Genomic DNA, 18,560 nt, shown 5'->3' with positions numbered 1-18,560 from the left:
ATAATACGAATTACCAACAACTATCAAAGAACAACGAAATAATGGATATAAAACTAGAAAAGAAAAAAGGACTTAAACCCAAGCATTACGGGTACATCGCAATTGGTATTTTAGTACTATTTGTAGGGTATCAACTTTTATTCTCAAGTTCTGTTTCAACCTTTAGAACAGAAAAAGATAAGTTGTCAATTGCAGAAGTATCGGCTGGTAAATTTGATGACTATATTACTATTAATGGTAATGTAGCTCCCATCGCTACTATTTATATGGATGCTTATGAAGGTGGTCGTGTGAGCGAAAAACTAATAGAAGAAGGTGCAATTGTCAAAAAAGGAGACATCATTCTAAAATTAGAAAACATGAACCTATATGAACAGATTCTAGCGAGCGAAAGTAATTTGGCATTGAAACAAAACGATCTAAGGTCTACAAAAATGAATTTTGATTCAAGACAGGTAGAAGGTAGAAGATCATTGGCAACGGCATCAACAGATTTACAGCGACTTAAAAGAAACTATGAGCAGAACAAAGCGTTGTATGATGATGAACTAATATCAAAAGAAGCGTATCAACTGTCAAAAGAAAATTACGAATTATCTCAAAAGCAGCATGAAATCATTAAGGTGCAAACCATACAAGATGATGAATTACGCGAAACTTCTCTTAAAGGATTAGATACTGATTTAGACCGTATGCAGAAAACTTTGGGTATGGTGTACCAACGTTTAGATCATTTAAATGTTCGTGCCCCGGCAGATGGCCAATTGGGCTTTTTAGATGCTGAAATAGGTCAGAATATTGCACAAGGGCAGCGAATAGGACAGATAAATGTGTTAACCGATTATAAAATTGAAGCTGATATTGACGAGCATTATATAGATCGTGTAAAAAGAGATTTGGTTGCAGTATTGGAGCGTAACGGCACTGAATTTCCGTTACGATTAAGAAAAGTCTATCCAGAAGTTAGAAATGGCCGTTTTAAAGTTGATTTGGTATTTACAGATAACAAACCAGAAACGATACGTTCAGGTCAGAGTTATAACATCAAATTACAATTAGGTGAATCTAATGACGCATTATTATTACCAAAAGGAAGCTTTTTTCAAAGTACTGGCGGACAATGGATTTTTGTAGTAGGACCTGATGGAGGAGAGGCGATAAAAAGAAATATAAGAATCGGTAAACAAAATTCTAGATACTACGAAGTATTAGAAGGTTTACAAGCCGGAGAAAAAGTAATTACCAGTAACTATGATAATTTCGGTGAGGCTGAAAGAATCATATTAAAATAGAAATAAACTGTCACATCTAGCATAGTTGAGGTGTCTTTTAAATAACAATTAAAATCAATCGAAAATGATAACCATTACGAATCTTAAAAAAAGTTTTAGAACAGAAGAAGTAGAAACATTGGCATTGAACAATGTCAACTTAAAAGTAGAGGATGGTGAATTTGTCGCTATAATGGGGCCTTCAGGCTGTGGTAAATCAACACTTTTGAATATCATAGGTATGTTAGATAACCCTACCGATGGCAGTTATAATTTTGCCGGAAATGAGGTAGGTGGTTTAAAAGAAAGCCAACGTACACAATTGCGTAAAGGAAATCTTGGCTTCGTATTTCAAAGCTTTAATCTAATAGATGAACTTACCGTATTTGAAAATGTAGAGCTGCCGTTAATCTATTTGAAAATGGGCAAGGCAGAGCGTAAAGAAAAGGTAATGAAAGTACTTGAACGTATGAAAATTGCACATAGAGAAAAACATTTTCCACAGCAATTATCAGGTGGTCAACAGCAACGTGTTGCCATTTCAAGAGCAGTTGTTACGAATCCGAAATTAATATTAGCCGATGAGCCTACGGGTAATTTAGATTCTAAAAATGGTTTGGAAGTAATGAACTTATTAACAGAATTAAACCAGGAAGGAACCACAATAGTAATGGTAACACACTCAGACCACGATTCTCATTTTGCTCATAGAATAGTTAATCTTTTCGATGGACAAATAGTTACCGAAAGTCAAAATAGGGCTATCGGCGCAATGATTTAATAGGTAGAGTTTATTCATCAATCAACACCAAACCAACCAAACTTATCCCTTAATCACGGATTTTATTTTAGAAATCAATCAAAAAACGAGCACCATGTTCAAAAACTATATCAAAATCGCTTGGCGAAATCTTTGGAAGAATAAAGGATATAGCCTGCTAAATATTTTTGGCCTGGCCATTGGTATTACCTGTGCCGCAATGATTTTACTTTGGGTAGAGGATGAGGTAAGTTTTGATAGTAATTTTTCGAAGCAAGATGTAGTTTATTATGTGCCTACCAACCAACAATATGATGGAGAATGGAGAACATTTTTTCAAGCAACACCTGGGCCGTTAGCACAAGTATTAAAAGACGAAGTTCCCGGTGTCATAGGTGCGGCTAGAACCAAAGGGGAAGATTTAATGTTTCAAGTAGATGATAAATCTATTAGTAAGCAAGGTCGATATGCCGACCCTGATTTTTTAAACATGTTCAGTCTTTCGTTTGTTGAAGGTAGTTTAGAGACGGCTTTCAAAGATGTAGATGCCATTATTATTTCACAGAAAACGGCCACACAACTTTACGGAGAAAATGGTTCGGCGATTGGTAAGGTTATTAAAGTAAATAATGATACAAACTATACCATTTCTGGGGTTTTTGAAGATTTGCCCAATAATGCAACTTATAATTTTGATTGGGTTGCTCCATTTGAGCGATACGCGGTAGGTAAAGATTGGATGCTAGAGTATGGTTCCCTTTTCTCAGATACATTTGTTGAGCTTTCGCCAGAGACAGATTTTAACTCTGTAAATGATAAGGTAAAAAAAATACTCCCTCAAAAAACTGAAGATGCTGAGGTCTATGCATTTCTACATTCGATGAAAGATTGGCATTTAAGGTCAACCTTTGAAGGTGGTAAAAAAGTTGGAGGGCAAATTATATATGTAAGACTCTTTAGTCTCATTGCCATCATTATATTATTGATTGCCTGCGTAAATTTTATGAATCTTGCTACGGCAAGAAGCGAAAAGAGAGCCAATGAAGTCGGAGTTCGAAAAGTATTAGGTTCTGGTAGAAAAGGACTGATATCTCAGTTTATGGCAGAAGCAGTGATTACTGCAGCTTTTTCGGCAGTGTTGAGCGTAGTACTATTGAAGCTTCTTATTCCGAAATTCAACCTACTCATTGATAAACAATTAGATTTTAGTTTAGTGAACCCGGTACATATTTTAACCTTATTGGGTATAATGTTGTTTTGTGGCCTTATTGCTGGTTGGTATCCAGCATTCTATTTATCTTCTTTTAAGCCTGTAGAAGTGCTAAAGGGTGCGCCCAGAGCAAAGGGTAGTGCATCATTAATTCGAAAAGGACTGGTAGCTACCCAATTCGTGGTTTCCATTGTATTTATCATCAGTACCATAATTGTCTATCAACAAGTTCAGCATGTTAAAGGAAGAGATTTAGGGTATGATAAAGAAAATCTGGTCAAGATACCTGTTAAGGGAGATATGATTAAAAATTTCAATCCTATAGAGCAAGAAATGATTGCATCGGGTATGATTGAAAGTGTAGGATTGAATAATTCAGATATTTTATCAGGGGGCAATAATACATCAGGTTTAGAATGGCAGGGTGGTGTAGATACAGAAAATGTGCTAGTATCCACGAGGTATATAAGTTCAAATTTCTTTGATACAGCCGGAATGAAAATTCTTGAGGGTAGAGGTTTTAGTACGAATCCTGCACAAGACAGTACAAATCTAATAGTAAGTGAGTCTTTTGCAAAATTAATGGGAACCGGCAGCGCAATTGGAAAAACAATTGAGAATGACTATGCTGTAATCGGTGTAGTCAAAGACTATTTATATGACGATATGTATGGGTCTAGTGATCCAGTAATATTTTTCAATTACCATGGCGAAGCACGTTTTCTATATGTGAAAGCAAAGGTAGGAATGGCAACCACTACTGCATTGTCAGCTATGGAAACGGTATTAAAAAAGTATAACCCAGCTTTTCCTTTCGAATATGAGTTTGTAGATGACGCTTATAATGCCAAGTTCACAAGTGAAAAATTAATAGGTAGTCTTTCTCAAATCTTTGCCTTGCTTGCCATTCTTATTTCTTGCTTAGGTTTATTTGGGTTGTCAGCATTTACTGCAGACCAGCGCCGAAAAGAGATTGGCGTACGAAAGGTTTTAGGTTCTAGTATATCAAGTATTGTAGGCTTGTTGTCAAAAGATTTTATGAACCTGGTTTTGATAGCCATTTTAATTGCCAGCCCAATTGCATGGTTATTAATGCAAAATTGGCTTGAAGGTTATGCATACCGTATTTCTATAAACGCTTGGACTTTTGTTATAGCTGGTACAATTGCTATAGCCATTGCATTGTTAACCATAAGCTTTCAAGCTTTAAAAGCAGCTAAAGCTAACCCTGTAAAAAGTTTACGTACCGAATGAAGTAAAAAAATATAAGGTGAATTTCACCGCATCAATCAATCATCAAAAAACGAGAATCATGTTTAAAAACTATATTAAAATCGCTTGGAGAAGTCTAAAAAAGCAACCTTTTTTTACATTTCTAAATACATTCGGTCTAGCTATTGGTATGGCTGGGGCACTACTTATAGCATTGTACATCTATGATGAAATGAGTTATGATAAAATGTTCGCTGATGCCAATAGCATTCATAGAATACATGCAGATATTAAATTTGGAGGCGATGCACGTGAATTTGCCGTAACTCCAGCACCTATGGCAGAAGCATTAAAAAATGATTTTTCTGAAATTGAATTGGTCACTAGGTTTAGAACACGGGGTAGTGCATTGGTTCGCAAAGCAGATGATCAAGCTAATGTAAAAGAAGAGCAGACCACTTTTGTAGACGCTAGCTTTTTTGAAATGTTTGGTTTAGAATTATTGGCAGGCGATGTAAAAACTGCATTAAAAAATCCAAATACGTTAGTACTAACTAAAACGGCTGCTGAAAAACATTTTGAAATCGGCAATGCCGTAGGACAAAATTTAGTTCTTAATAATGAGGAAACGTATACCGTAGTCGGGGTTATTGATGATTTTCCGCAGAATTCTTTCTTGAGAGACCATTCTGTTTTTGAATCAATGGAAGGGAATGGTGATGCCAAAGAGATTAATTGGGGCAGTAATAACTATCAGACTTTTATTAAGCTAATACCCACGGTCAATGCTGCTGATATACAAGAACAATTACGTGGATTTTTAGGTAAATATGTGATTCCTGGTGTACAACAGTATATGCCAGGTATAACTGAAGAACAGTTAAAAAAATCTGGCAGCTACTTGGTTTATAGCACGATGCCATTGACCGATATTCATTTGAAATCGCATAGAGTGGCCGAGATTAGTGCTAACAATGATATTCAAAGTATTTATATTCTGTCATTTATAGCAGTTTTTCTAATTGTCTTGGCCAGTGTTAATTTTATGAACCTTTCTACGGCGCACTCTCTAAAACGAGCTAAAGAAGTTGGGGTACGAAAAACATTAGGTTCTAATAAAATAGATTTGGTGCGGCAGTTTTTGGTAGAGTCTGGGTTAATATCTTTTCTGTCCTTACTACTCGCCCTTATTTTTGCCGTTATTGCATTACCTTTTTTTAATACACTAGCGAATAAGGACGTTTCCATACCATTTACTAGTCCGGTTTTTTGGGTCACACTTTTAGGTTCGGTAGTAATTTTAGGTTTATTTTCAGGAAGTTATCCCGCATTTTTCATGTCAAGATTTATGCCTATTAAAGTGTTAAAAGGGGGTGGCGGAAGTAGTGTTGGTGGTGGAACGATAAGAAATTCCCTAGTTGTTTTTCAGTTCGCCATTTCAGTCTTTTTAATCGTGAGTACTTTGGTTGTTTACCAACAATTAAAGTATATACAAGGTAAGGATCTAGGATTCTCCAAAGACCAGGTCTTGATTATTAATGATGTATATACAGCAGGTGACAAGGTCACCTCCTTTAAAGAACAGGTAAAACAATTGGGCTTTGTAAAAGACGCTACATTAAGTAGTTTTTTTCCAACACCATCTAGCCGAAGTGATTCTACTTTTAGTCCTGAAGAAGGAGGAACTGATCAAGAAAATGCGGTAAGCATGCAGACATGGGCAGTTGACTATGATTATGTTTCTACGATGGATTTTGAACTGGTAGCTGGCCGTGATTTTGATAAAAATTTTGGAAATGATTCTACTACAATTATTGTCAATGAAGCGGCGGTAAGAATAATGAAATTAAGTCCGAAAGAAGCCATCGGTAAAAGGTACACACCCGGTTTTGATTCAAATAATCCAGAATATTTTACCATAATAGGGGTTGTTAAAGACTTTCATATCGCTTCTTTGAAAGAAGATATAGATGCAGTAAGTCTTCATTTAGGAGACAGAGCATATGCTTTAGCTGTAAAAATACAGCCAGGTGATTTCACTAACGCCATTGCACGAATAGAAGGTGTTTGGAATACCATAGTGCCTGGTGAACCATTTGATTACTATTTTATGGAGGATGCCTTTAATAACACGTATCAAAGTGAGCGAAGGTTAGGTAATATTTTCATCATTTTCACAGTCCTTTCCCTGTTAATTGCCTGTTTGGGTCTCTTTGGTTTGGCTGCATTTAACGCAGAAAAGCGAATTAAAGAAATTGGGGTGCGCAAGGTTTTGGGTGCCAGTGTAAGTCAAATATCTATGAGGCTTACGATAGATTTCTTAAAGCTGGTAGGTATTGCCATATTAATTTCTTTACCATTGGGTTGGTATGTCATGAATAAGTGGTTAGAAGATTTTACATATCGTATAAACATTCCTTGGTGGGTTTTTCTACTGGCTGCATTCTTGGCGGTTTTAATTTCTGTGCTAACGGTAAGCTATCAAAGTATAAAAGCCGCTATAGTAAACCCTGTTAAAAGTTTACGTTCAGAATGAAATAAAATTTGAGGTGAATTTCATCTGGTCATCAATCAATCATCAAAAACGAGAATCATGTTTAAGAATCACATTAAAATCGCATGGAGAAGCTTAAAGAAGCAAGCCTTTTTTACCTTCTTGAATACATTTGGCCTTGCAATAGGTATGGCCGGTGCTCTAATAATTTCATTATACATTTATGATGAGCTGAGTTATGATAAAATGTTTGCCGATGCAGACCGTATTCATAGAATAGATGCCGATATAAAATTTGGAGGTGCAGAAATTAAAGCTGCAGAATCTGCCCCGCCAATGGCAGGAGCCTTGAAAAGAGATTACTCACAAGTAGAGTCTACGGTGCGTTTTAGAACTTTGGGTAGCATGTACGTGAAAAAAGTAGGTGGAGAAACAAGTTCTAAAGAAAATAAAGTAACCTATGCCGATTCAACTTTCTTTGAATTCTTCGGTATTGATTTATTGGTGGGGAATTCAAAAACAGCTTTAACAGGAACAAACTCTTTAGTGCTAACAAAAACAGCCGCAGAAAAATATTTCGGATCAACAGATGTTCTAGGACAAGACTTACTTCTAAATAATTCCGATACCTATACGGTAACAGGGGTAATAGAAGATATGCCCAAAAACTCTTATTTTAATGAGTACAGTGTTTTTTTGGCAATGGCAGGGAATGTTGCATCTAGAGAAGAATTATGGGGCAGTAATAACTATTTTACATTCATAAAATTAATACCAGAAGCAAGGGTTGAAGATTTTCAAGCACCGTTACAAGGCATGCTAGAAAGATATATGTTGCCATGGGCACAAAAGTATTTTCCGGGAATGACGGCAGAATCCTTTGCGGCATCAGGTAATTATATACGCTACCACACCATGGCGTTGACAGATATTCATTTACATTCCGATAGAAACTCGGAAATGAATGCAACCAGCAGCATACAAAATATTTATATACTTTCATTCATTGGGCTATTTTTAATTATTCTGGCAAGTGTCAATTTCATGAACCTGTCTACGGCACATTCATTAAAAAGAGCCAAAGAAGTGGGTGTGCGAAAAACTTTGGGTTCTAATAAATTGAATTTGATTTTTCAATTTTTGACAGAATCTGGCTTAATAGCTTTTATTTCATTGATAGCGGCGTTGTTGATCACAATGATCACACTGCCATTTTTTAACGGATTTACCGGAAAGGTCATTACAATTCCATTTACACAGCCTTTGTTCTGGCTAATACTATTGGCTGCTACTATTGTGTTGGGTCTTTTTTCTGGATGCTATCCTGCCTTTTTCATGTCTAGATTTACTCCCGTTAAAACTCTTAAAGGCGGAGCATCAGAAAGTGTAGGCAATGGCAGGGTAAGAAATGCCTTGGTGATATTTCAATTTTCAATTTCCGTTTTTCTTATAGTAAGTACGCTGGTGGTATTTCAGCAATTAAATTATATACAGAGTAAAGATTTAGGCTTTACAAAAGACCAAGTGTTGCTGATTAATGAGATTAGTCCGTTGGGGTCTAAAACAAATGCATTTAAAGAGGAAATTCTTAAAATGGGCAATGTTGAAAATGTCACCTTAAGTGATTTTTATCCTACTCCATCATGGCGATCGGATAGTTCCTTCTTTCAAGAAGGTGCTAGCAGTCAAGAAAGTGCAATTCAAATGCAGACCTGGGGTGTAGACACGGATTATTTAAAAACGTTACAGATGAATATTGTAGCTGGGCGCGATTTCAACAAACAGTATGCTACAGATTCAACAGCGGTAATTATAAATGAAGCCACCTTGCCAATTTTGAACGTTACTGCCGAAGAAGCTTTGGGTATGAGAATTTCAGAGGAAATAGAATTGGAGAATCCTACCTACTACACCGTTATCGGGGTGGTAAAGGATTTTCATTTTAAATCGCTTCGGGAAAATATAGGTGCATTAGGATTGCATGTAAACAAAACTGCTGAAAATATGGCGGTAAGATTAAGTGGCGGGGACTATTCAAATTCAATTGCGGAGATCGAAAACAAATGGAACGAAATGGCACCCGGTCAACCATTTGATTATCAGTTTATGGATGAGGCTTTTAATACCACCTACGAAGCGGAACTAAAGCTGAGTCAAATATTTTTCATTTTTACTATTCTATCCATTTTCATTGCTTGTTTGGGATTATTTGGATTAGCTGCCTTCAATGCTGAAAAGCGAACCAAAGAAATTGGCGTTAGAAAAGTGTTGGGAGCTACTGTAAGTCAGATTTCGTATCGACTTACGGTAGACTTTCTAAAATTGGTAGGGATAGCAATATTGGTTTCTTTGCCATTGGGTTGGTTTGCCATGAATAAATGGTTAGAAGATTTTTCATACCGAATAGATATGGGTGTTGGTGTATTTGTACTTGCAGCCGTTTTGTCAATTGTGGTAGCTATTGTAACGGTAAGTTATCAAAGCATAAAAGCGGCAATTGTAAACCCGGTTAAAAGTTTACGTTCAGAATGAAACATTTAAATATTAAATCACTCTTTATACTAGAATGAATTAATAAGAAATATCAATCAATCAAATAACGAGAATCATGTTCAAGAACTATTTAAAAATCGCTTGGCGAAATCTTTGGAAGAACAAAGGGTATACCATTATAAATGTGGGCGGTCTCGCTTTGGGTATGGCGGTTACGCTGATTATAGGACTTTGGATTTTAGATGAGCTTTCCTATAACAGTTATTTCAAGAATAAGGATAAAATAGCCCAAGTCTTTCAATCTCAGACATTCAATGGAGAAACAGGAACCGGACCAGCGATTCCTAGACCTTTAGAAAAAGGCTTGCGCGATGGATACAGCGATAACTTTAAACATTTGATTATGTGTTCTTGGACAAATAATCATTACTTAAAATATGGAGACAAGAGTATATCTAGGCCAGGTAATTATATGCAGCAAGTAGGGCCAGAGCTTTTTGGTCTAGAAATTATAAAAGGGGAGAAAGACGGACTTCGAGAAATCAACTCCATCATGTTATCTGAATCTACGGCCAATGCCTTATTTGGAAACGAAGATCCAATCGGTAAAACGGTTACCGTAAGTAACGAGCACAAGTTAAATGTAAGTTCGGTTTATAAGGATATTCCCGTAAATAATTCCTTCAACGACACTGACTTTATAATTCCTTGGGAAAAATATTTGGCGAATAACGAATGGATAAGAAATGCAGAAGACCAATGGGGCAACAATTCTTTTCAAATGTTTGTGCAAATTTCCGACAATACATCTTTCGAGAAAATCACCAATACTATTAAAGATGTAAAGAAAAATCTTAATCCCGATTCATCTGAATTTAATCCCCAGCTTTTTCTTTTTCCAATGGAAGACTGGTACCTACGTAGTAGTTTTGAGAATGGTAAGCAAAACGGGGGACGCATAAAATATGTTTGGCTTTTCGGTATAATCGGTGCATTTGTTCTGCTTTTGGCGTGTATTAATTTTATGAACTTAAGTACAGCTAGGTCAGAAAAACGCGGTAAAGAAGTTGGTATTCGAAAATCAATAGGATCACAAAGAGGACAATTGATCTATCAATTTTTAAGTGAATCTTTCTTAGTAGTTCTTTTTGCTTTTTTCTTAGCAATGTTATTGGTGGTATTATCTTTAAACGGATTTAATGAATTGTCAAAAAAGGAAATTACTTTCCCTTGGGATAATGGTATATTTTGGTTGATTTCTTTGGCATTTATTTTATTCACTTCATTGTTAGCAGGTAGTTATCCCGCTCTTTATCTATCTTCATTTAAACCGGTAGACGTTTTAAAGGGAACTTTTAAGTCAGGTAAATATGCTGGCTTGCCAAGAAAAATATTAGTTGTGGTACAGTTTACTGTTTCGGTAGCTTTCATTATAGGTACAGTAATAGTGATGCAACAAATAAATCATGCCAAGAATCGTCCTGTAGGGTATGACAAAGAGGGGTTGATACAGATACCCACGTTTAGTCAAGATTTTGTAGGTAAATATGATTTGATGCGTTCTGAATTTTTAGGGTCAAATGCAGTGGTAGAAATGTCTACTTCTAGTAGTCCTACTACGCAAATTTGGTCAAACAGAAGTGGCTTTACTTGGGAAGGTAAGCCAGAAGGATTTCAAGAAGATTTGGCATGGACAGAGGTTTCATCAGAGTACGCAAAATCATTGAACCTTAAAATTTTAGAAGGTAGAGATTTTTCTAGAGAATTTGCAACAGATTCTTTAGGTGTATTGATTAATGAATCTGCAAAGAAATATTTGGGATTGGAAAATCCGGTAGGTATGTTATTGAAAGATGATAATGATGAAGACCCAGGACCACCTTTGAAAATTATTGGAGTAGTACAAGATATGATAACCCAATCACCTTACGAACCTGTAAAACAAGGTGTTTATGTATATGATAGGCAAAATAACGCTAGCTATTATAATTTGAGATTAAACCCAAATGAGAGTGCCAGTAAAAACATTGTTACAATCGAGAGGGTTTTTAAAGAGCATTTTCCAGATATACCGTTTGAGTATGAATTTATAGATAGTGAATATGGCCAAAAATTTGCTTCAGAAGAACGAATCGGTACGCTTTCAGGTGTTTTTACAGCACTTGCCATATTAATTAGTTGTTTAGGACTATTTGGACTTACCTCATTTGTGGCAGAACAACGAAAGAAAGAAATAGGCGTAAGAAAGGTATTGGGAGCATCAATTTTTAATGTATGGAATATGCTATCAAAAGACTTTTTAAAGCTAGTAATCATCTCTTGTTTTATAGCAGTGCCCATAGCATACTTCATTATGAACGGATGGTTACAGGAGTATCCTTACCGGGTAATCCTAAAATGGTGGATATTCGCCTTGGCCATGGTTGGTGCGATGTTGGTGACAATTTTAACTGTTAGTTTTCAGGCAATTAAAGCAGCAAAAGCTAATCCTGTAAAGAGTTTGAGAACAGAGTAAAACTAAACTAATATGCTACGTAATTATTTAAAAACTGCTTTTCGTAATGTTTGGAAAAACAAGGTGTTTTCATTGATAAACATCTTGGGTCTTTCCATTGGTCTAAGTGCTGCTTTTGTAATTGGGGCTATGGTTTTTTATGACCTTTCTTTTGATAAGTTTCACCCAGATGGCGATAGAATCTATAGAGTTACTACAGCTTTTAAAAGTCCGGATGGTGATTTTTACAATGCAGGGGTAACGGTACCTCTGGCGCAAGCACTCGTGGATCTTAACATGGAAGAATTGGAAACGGTAGCGCCATTTTTCACCACGTATCCTTTACATGTTGAAAATCAGGAAACAGGCGATCGATTTAAAAATCCTGAATTTGTAATCTATACCGAGCCATCCTATTTTAAGACTTTTGAATATAATTGGTTAGCAGGAAATAAGGAAAGTGCGTTGGAGGAACCTAATAAGGTAGTTTTATCTGAAGAACGTGCTAGAAAATATTTCCCTAATAAAGAGTTAGAGGGCATTTTAGGGAAGTCTGTAATGTATAATGATACAATACCAGCAACAGTATCTGGCATTGTAGCCAATTTTAATAAAAGAACAGATATTGTTTTTGAAGAATTTATCTCTTTAAAAACTGCAGCGACTCAAGATATGACCAATGCTGTAAACGAAGCAAATTGGAACAACACCAACTCTGCCTCTCAATTATTCATTAAACTTTCACAGAATGCAGACCCTATAAAAGTTCAGGAAACACTTGCCCAAATTGCAATAGAACATGATGAGCCAGAAATGGTTGCCATTGGTAGAAGTAATACATATGCCATACAGCCGCTTACTGATATTCATTTGAATCCTGATTATGGCACGTTCGATTTTAATGATAGTCGAACAACAATGTCAGCGCTAAAAAGTTTATTGTTTTTGGCTGCCATCTTAGTTCTTCTAGGATGTATAAATTTCATCAATTTAAATACTGCCCAAGCTATACAACGAGCAAAGGAAATTGGTATTAGAAAAACCTTAGGCAGTTCAAGAAAACAATTGATATTTCAGTTCTTAGGAGAAACATTTATATTGACTTTGGCTGCCGCTATTCTTTCTTTTTTTCTTTCGAAATGGTTACTCATATTATTTTCTGATTTTATTCCAACAGGACTCACCTTTGAGCTTTTTTGGAATCCTTGGATTATGGTAGGTATAGCTGTATTGCTAATTTTAGTAACGGTTTTATCAGGTTTTTATCCTGCTTTGGTCATGTCGAAATACAAACCAGTTTCAGTGCTTAAGCAGCAGATTCTACCCAATTCTAATAAAGGCTCTTTAAGAAAGTATTTAACCGTATTTCAATTTGTAATTGCTCAAGTATTTATAATAGCTACGCTGATGGTAGGTAAGCAGTTGAACTATATTATGAAAAAGGACATGGGCTTTAAGACAGAGGCCATTGCGTATTTACGAACTCCTTGGCGAGACACATCAGCTATTAAACGAGCAAGGTTTGTACGTCAAATGGAAGAATTGCCAGGAATTAAACAGGTTGTTCTTTCTGGAAATCCACCAGCATCATTTTCAACAATGAGTATGGGCGCTTTGTTTGTAGATGGAGAAAAGGAAGTAAATTCAGATTTACAATTAATGTATGGTAATGCTAACTATTTTGATTTATACAATTTAAAATTAGTTGCAGGTCGAATGCCTTTAAATGATTCAATAAGAGAATTTGTAGTCAACAAATCGTATTTAAAAGTAATTGGAATTGAGAACCCTGGAGATGTAGTTGGTAAAATTTTAAAGAATGACAATGAGAATTTACCCATTGTTGGTGTGATGGAAGATTTTAACCAACACTCCCTAAAATATGGAGTAGCTCCAATGGCATTTACAGGAGGTTCTTACAGTGGAAAATGGACGCAATTTAGAACCATTCATTTTAAATTGAATAGTTTGGATACTGTTGATTGGCCAACTACTATTTCTCGTGTAGAAACCATATGGAAAGACCTATATCCAGAATCTGATTTTGAGTATAGTTTTATGGATGATACCGTAAAAAAGTTTTATGAAAGTGAGCAAAAAACCTCTATTCTTTTACAATGGGCTACTGGTCTTGCGATTCTTATAAGTTGTTTAGGATTGTTTGGGTTGGTTATACATACTACAGAGCGTAGAACAAAGGAAATAGGAATTCGTAAAATACTTGGTGCAAACCTATTTCAATTAAATTTTTTACTATCGAAAGATTTTTTAAAATTAGTGTTGATAGCTTTTTTAATCGCTACTCCTATCGCATGGTATGGGCTTAATAATTGGTTAGAGGGTTTTGCTAACAAAACGACTTTAAGTTGGTGGATCTTTGCCTTAAGTGGTTTGTCAATGATTGTGATTTCACTTTTAACAATGACGATTAAAACTATAAACTCTGCTAATACAAACCCAGTAAAAAGTTTACGAACAGAGTAATAGCTCAAATTTTAACGAACAACCAAAAACTAAAAATAATGTTACTACAATTAAATAATATTTTCAAATGGGTACAACAAGGCGGTCAGCGCATATTCTTACTTAAAGATGTTAATCTTGAAGTAGAAGAAGGAGAGTTTATTTCCATAATGGGGCCATCAGGTTCGGGGAAATCAACATTACTTAATGTAATTGGCATGTTAGATACTTTTAATGAAGGAGAGTATGAATTTTTGAGTGAATCGGTTCATACCTTAAAAGAGAAATACCGTTCTAATTTGTACAAAGAATATATTGGTTTTGTTTTTCAATCCTATCATTTATTAGATGAGCTTACAGTAGAAGAAAATTTAGAAATGCCCTTATTGTATAAAAAAGTAAAGGGCTCGGAACGAAAAGCGTTGGTTGCAGATATGCTAGATAGGTTCAATATTGTTGGGAAGAAAGATTTGTTTCCAACTCAATTGAGCGGTGGTCAGCAACAGTTAGTCGGCGTAGCTCGAGCACTGATAGGAAAACCTAAGTTGATTTTAGCAGATGAACCTACAGGGAATCTAAACTCTCAACAGAGTGAGGAAATTATGCAACTTTTTCAAAAATTGAATAAAGAAGATGGCGTTACCATTATTCAAGTTACACATTCAGAAAAGAATGCAGAATATGGCTCAAGAATCATCAACCTTTTAGATGGTAGGAAGATTTGATTTTTAGTAATGGCTGAATGTCAGTTCTAGTGATTTGTCTCCAATTTTTTATTGGATAAAAATTGTATCGAGAACATTTGTTTGGTAAATAACATAAATCTAGATTGCCCACTATTCAATAAAACTAATCAGTATATCCTTCAGGGTGCATTTCATCAAAATCGGTATTTTCCTGAAAAGCTTTTGCCAATAAAAGAATACTGGCCTCATCATATAGATTGCCAACAAGAGTAATACTGGTTGGGTGTTTTTCTTTATCCAATCCCGTAGGAATAGAAATCACGGGGTGACCAGTAAGGTTTGTAATAATCAATTGTCTATTACCGAAAGTTGGAGAAATAAGAATGTCATAATCTTTCATGATTACTTCCATTTTTTCAATAAGAACTTGTCGATGTCTATTGGCCTGTAAATATTCTACAGCTGGTATAAAACGTGCTTGGCGTAATGAATTGGCTCTTGAACTTTGGTCTTGCTCTACCATTTTATCAACATTTCTGGAGCGAACTAAGTCGTCAAAGAATGCACCTGCTTCTGCTCTTAAAATCACATCAAAACTTGAGTAGGGCACATCTTCTGGTAATTCAACTTCATTTAGTGTTATTCCCATTTTCTTAAAAGTTTCCAATGCTTTTTCCAAATTGGCTTTGCTTAGCGAAGTATCTTTTTCAATGTCCTTTTTTAGATAGGCTACCCGAAGAGATTTGTAATCTTTTTTCGGTTCAAAACCATCAGGGTAATCAGTTGTCGTACCATCTTTTAAGTCCTTTCCGGTAATAATGCTATAAACTATCGCGCAATCTTCTGCACTTCTTGCCATAGGGCCAACTTTATCCATAGACCAACTCAAACTCATTACCCCATGTCTACTTACTCTTCCGTAGGTGGGCCGTAAACCTGTAATTCCGTTTCTAGTACTTGGCGAGGTTATAGAGCCTAATGTTTCTGTTCCAAGCGCAAAAGGTACTAACCCGGCAGAGGTGGCAGATCCAGAACCCGCAGAAGACCCTGTCGCTCCTTGTGCAGTATCCCACGGATTTTTTGTTTTTCCATCGAACCAAACATCACCACGTGCCAAAGAACCAGAAACCAGTTTAGCAATTAAAACGCCACCGGCATTTTGTAATTTTTCAACTACGGTTGCAGTCATTTCAATTTGTTGGTTTCGATAAGGTTCAGCACCCCAAGTAGTTTTGTATCCTTCAACCGCCATTAAATCTTTAACTCCGTAAGGTATACCATGTAAAATGCCTCGGTAATTACCGGTGGCGAGTTCATTATCTAATTTCTTTGCCTGGTCCAAAGCCATTTGTTCGGTAATGGTAATGGTACATTGTAAAACAGGATTATATTTTTTTAAACGTTCTATGAAAAATTCAGTCAATTTTAAAGAACTTATTTTTTTATTCTTAATTAATGAAGCAAGTTGAGGGATGGAATAAAAAGCTAAATCAGCTTCTTTTTCTGGTAATTGTACATTTTCCGGAATTTCCCAATCTGGAAATCCAGCTTGGGGTTTTGGTGAAAAATTTGTTGGTAAAGGATTGAATTGAATCGCTGGAAAAACGTCATTGTCCAACGTATATTTTCGTAAAGAATCGAAGCCTTCTTTATTACGTTTTAGATAAGGGTAAAGTGTGTCGATATATTTTTTGTCAAAATCGAGGCCTAATAATTTTTGTGACCGAACAACATCTTTTTTAGAAAACTCAGATTTTGAACTTGAGCAAGCTAAGGTCATTATTACGATTGAACTTAAAACTAATAGTTGAATTGTTTTTTTGGTTGGTAGGGACATGGTTGATACAATTTTTAATAGTGTTCTAAATTACGATTTTTGTTTAGTATCTATTCTTGTCTGAATTATAATTAAACAAGAAATGATTTTCTAGTAATAAGAGGTTCTATTTATAATGACATCTTCATTTTCAATACACGAACTTCATAATCTCCCATCTAAGGATTATCTTTGTTGTTTAGAATGAATTTATATAATGAAGATAGATAAAAAGGACATTTTGAAGGCTTTGGAACATATTACGGTTCCTGGTGAGGGTCAGAATATGGTAGATAGTGGTGCAGTTACCAATATTCAAATTTTTGGCGATGAGGTTGAAATTGATATTACCATTAAAAATCCTAGTCTACAAGCCCGAAAAAAGACAGAGGTCGAGATTTTAAAAATAATCCATAAAGAGGTTTATGCGAAAGCGAAAATTAAGATTAACGTAAAAGTAGAAGCTCCAGATACTAAGCCTAATAAAGTTAATGAAATAAAGGGGAAAGCTATTCCTGGTATTTCTAATATAATCGCGGTAGCTTCTGGTAAAGGTGGGGTTGGTAAATCAACTGTTACGGCAAACCTAGCGGTTACTTTGTCTAAAATGGGCTTTAAGGTAGGCTTATTAGATGCCGATATTTATGGTCCGTCAATGCCGATTATGTTTGATGTGCCAAATGAAAAACCCCTTGCTGTAAATATAGCTGGTAAATCTAAAATGAAACCTGTTGAAAGTTACGGGGTAAAACTATTATCAATAGGCTTTTTCACGCAAAGAGATCAAGCGGTGATTTGGAGAGGGCCAATGGCTTCTAAAGCACTAAATCAAATGATATTTGATGCACATTGGGGCGATTTAGATTTTATGTTAATCGATTTACCACCAGGTACGGGCGATATACATTTAAGTATTATGCAAGCTTTGCCAATTACCGGGGCAGTTGTGGTAAGTACACCACAAGAAGTTGCTCTTGCAGACGCTAGAAAGGGAGTAGCAATGTTTCAACAAGATTCTATAAATGTGCCGGTTTTAGGTATCATAGAAAATATGGCCTATTTTACACCAGCAGAGTTGCCAGAAAATAAATACTATATATTTGGTAAAGAAGGAGCGAAACATCTTGCAGAAGATTTAAAAGTACCTTTTCTTGGTGAAATACCTTTGGTTCAAAGTATACGAGAGGCAGGAGATGTAGGTAGACCTGCGGCATTACAAAGTGGCACACCGGTGGAGGCTGCTTTTGAAGAAATCACCAGGCAAGTAGTAAGTGAGGTTGTTGGAAGAAATAAGACACTGCCCCCGACCGAAGCAATAAAGATTACAACAATGGCAGGATGTTCTGCCGTTAAGAAAAAATAGATATGACTTCGGAAGAACTAATATTAAATGTTGAAAAAGCATTAGAGGAAATCAGACCTTTTTTACAAAGTGATGGAGGGGATATTACGTTGATTTCTATCGATGATGATAATTCTGTAAAAGTCAGATTGGAAGGCGCCTGTGTAGGATGTAGTGTTAATCAAATGACTCTTAAGAGTGGTGTGGAAATGACTATAAAAAAATACGCTCCGCAAATAGAGAAAGTGATTAATGTAGCAGGTATATAACCTGATGAATATCATTATTTTTAACTCAATAGATTGATAATTTTGAAGGG

The 18,560-nt window shown here is 35.7% G+C and carries 11 protein-coding genes; 10 read left to right on the top strand and 1 reads right to left on the bottom strand.

Going from position 1 to position 18,560, the window contains the following annotated elements; all coding sequences use genetic code 11:
* Positions 1-41 precede the first annotated feature (41 nt).
* From B5X55_RS03240 to B5X55_RS03205, 8 genes are all read left to right on the top strand, one after another.
* Complete coding sequence (locus B5X55_RS03240; protein ID WP_079511174.1) at positions 42-1,292, top strand: efflux RND transporter periplasmic adaptor subunit; 1,251 nt, start codon at positions 42-44, stop codon at positions 1,290-1,292.
* Positions 1,293-1,356: 64 nt separating this feature from the next.
* The gene (locus B5X55_RS03235) at positions 1,357-2,052 is read left to right on the top strand and encodes an ABC transporter ATP-binding protein (RefSeq protein WP_079511173.1); all 696 of its coding nucleotides are present in this window, start codon (positions 1,357-1,359) and stop codon (positions 2,050-2,052) included.
* A gap of 94 nt (positions 2,053-2,146) precedes the next feature.
* Positions 2,147-4,495 (top strand): ABC transporter permease, encoded by a 2,349-nt coding sequence (locus B5X55_RS03230; RefSeq protein WP_079511172.1) that lies wholly within the window; start codon positions 2,147-2,149, stop codon positions 4,493-4,495.
* A gap of 58 nt (positions 4,496-4,553) precedes the next feature.
* Entirely contained in the window at positions 4,554-6,989 is a 2,436-nt protein-coding gene (locus tag B5X55_RS03225; RefSeq protein WP_079511171.1) for an ABC transporter permease, read from the top strand.
* Positions 6,990-7,046: 57 nt separating this feature from the next.
* On the top strand, positions 7,047-9,479 hold the full coding sequence (locus B5X55_RS03220; protein WP_079511170.1) for an ABC transporter permease: 2,433 nt from the start codon (positions 7,047-7,049) through the stop codon (positions 9,477-9,479).
* A gap of 76 nt (positions 9,480-9,555) precedes the next feature.
* A complete protein-coding gene (locus tag B5X55_RS03215) occupies positions 9,556-11,955 on the top strand; it encodes an ABC transporter permease (RefSeq protein ID WP_079511169.1) in 2,400 nt (799 codons plus the stop codon).
* Positions 11,956-11,967: 12 nt separating this feature from the next.
* Positions 11,968-14,418 (top strand): ABC transporter permease, encoded by a 2,451-nt coding sequence (locus B5X55_RS03210; protein WP_079511168.1) that lies wholly within the window; start codon positions 11,968-11,970, stop codon positions 14,416-14,418.
* 38 nt (positions 14,419-14,456) lie between these two features.
* Positions 14,457-15,122 carry an ABC transporter ATP-binding protein gene (locus tag B5X55_RS03205; protein WP_079511167.1) on the top strand — a complete coding sequence of 222 codons (666 nt, stop codon included), beginning with the start codon at positions 14,457-14,459 and terminating at the stop codon, positions 15,120-15,122.
* A 124-nt stretch (positions 15,123-15,246) separates the two neighbouring features.
* Here the strand turns inward: B5X55_RS03205 and B5X55_RS03200 are convergent, their stop codons facing one another.
* The gene (locus B5X55_RS03200; RefSeq protein WP_079511166.1) at positions 15,247-16,920 is read right to left on the bottom strand and encodes an amidase; all 1,674 of its coding nucleotides are present in this window, start codon (positions 16,918-16,920) and stop codon (positions 15,247-15,249) included.
* 196 nt (positions 16,921-17,116) lie between these two features.
* Between B5X55_RS03200 and B5X55_RS03195 the strand changes: the two genes are divergently transcribed.
* Positions 17,117-18,262 (top strand): Mrp/NBP35 family ATP-binding protein, encoded by a 1,146-nt coding sequence (locus B5X55_RS03195; protein WP_079511165.1) that lies wholly within the window; start codon positions 17,117-17,119, stop codon positions 18,260-18,262.
* A gap of 2 nt (positions 18,263-18,264) precedes the next feature.
* On the top strand, positions 18,265-18,510 hold the full coding sequence (locus B5X55_RS03190) for a NifU family protein (protein ID WP_079511164.1): 246 nt from the start codon (positions 18,265-18,267) through the stop codon (positions 18,508-18,510).
* Positions 18,511-18,560 lie beyond the last annotated feature (50 nt).

It is taken from the genome of Maribacter arcticus (assembly GCF_900167935.1).
GTDB classification, from domain to species: Bacteria; Bacteroidota; Bacteroidia; order Flavobacteriales; family Flavobacteriaceae; genus Maribacter; species Maribacter arcticus.
Note: the sequence above shows the minus strand (reverse complement) of the source record. Positions and strands in the feature narration are given on the sequence as shown.

What these genes read in the sequence shown, in the direction of transcription:
- B5X55_RS03240 (WP_079511174.1), top strand. Translation starts at nt 42, where the DNA reads ATGGATATAAAACTAGAAAAGAAAAAAGGACTTAAACCCAAGCATTAC.
- B5X55_RS03235 (WP_079511173.1), top strand. Translation starts at nt 1,357, where the DNA reads ATGATAACCATTACGAATCTTAAAAAAAGTTTTAGAACAGAAGAAGTA.
- B5X55_RS03230 (WP_079511172.1), top strand. Translation starts at nt 2,147, where the DNA reads ATGTTCAAAAACTATATCAAAATCGCTTGGCGAAATCTTTGGAAGAAT.
- B5X55_RS03225 (WP_079511171.1), top strand. Translation starts at nt 4,554, where the DNA reads ATGTTTAAAAACTATATTAAAATCGCTTGGAGAAGTCTAAAAAAGCAA.
- B5X55_RS03220 (WP_079511170.1), top strand. Translation starts at nt 7,047, where the DNA reads ATGTTTAAGAATCACATTAAAATCGCATGGAGAAGCTTAAAGAAGCAA.
- B5X55_RS03215 (WP_079511169.1), top strand. Translation starts at nt 9,556, where the DNA reads ATGTTCAAGAACTATTTAAAAATCGCTTGGCGAAATCTTTGGAAGAAC.
- B5X55_RS03210 (WP_079511168.1), top strand. Translation starts at nt 11,968, where the DNA reads ATGCTACGTAATTATTTAAAAACTGCTTTTCGTAATGTTTGGAAAAAC.
- B5X55_RS03205 (WP_079511167.1), top strand. Translation starts at nt 14,457, where the DNA reads ATGTTACTACAATTAAATAATATTTTCAAATGGGTACAACAAGGCGGT.
- B5X55_RS03200 (WP_079511166.1), bottom strand. Translation starts at nt 16,920, where the DNA reads ATGTCCCTACCAACCAAAAAAACAATTCAACTATTAGTTTTAAGTTCA.
- B5X55_RS03195 (WP_079511165.1), top strand. Translation starts at nt 17,117, where the DNA reads ATGAAGATAGATAAAAAGGACATTTTGAAGGCTTTGGAACATATTACG.
- B5X55_RS03190 (WP_079511164.1), top strand. Translation starts at nt 18,265, where the DNA reads ATGACTTCGGAAGAACTAATATTAAATGTTGAAAAAGCATTAGAGGAA.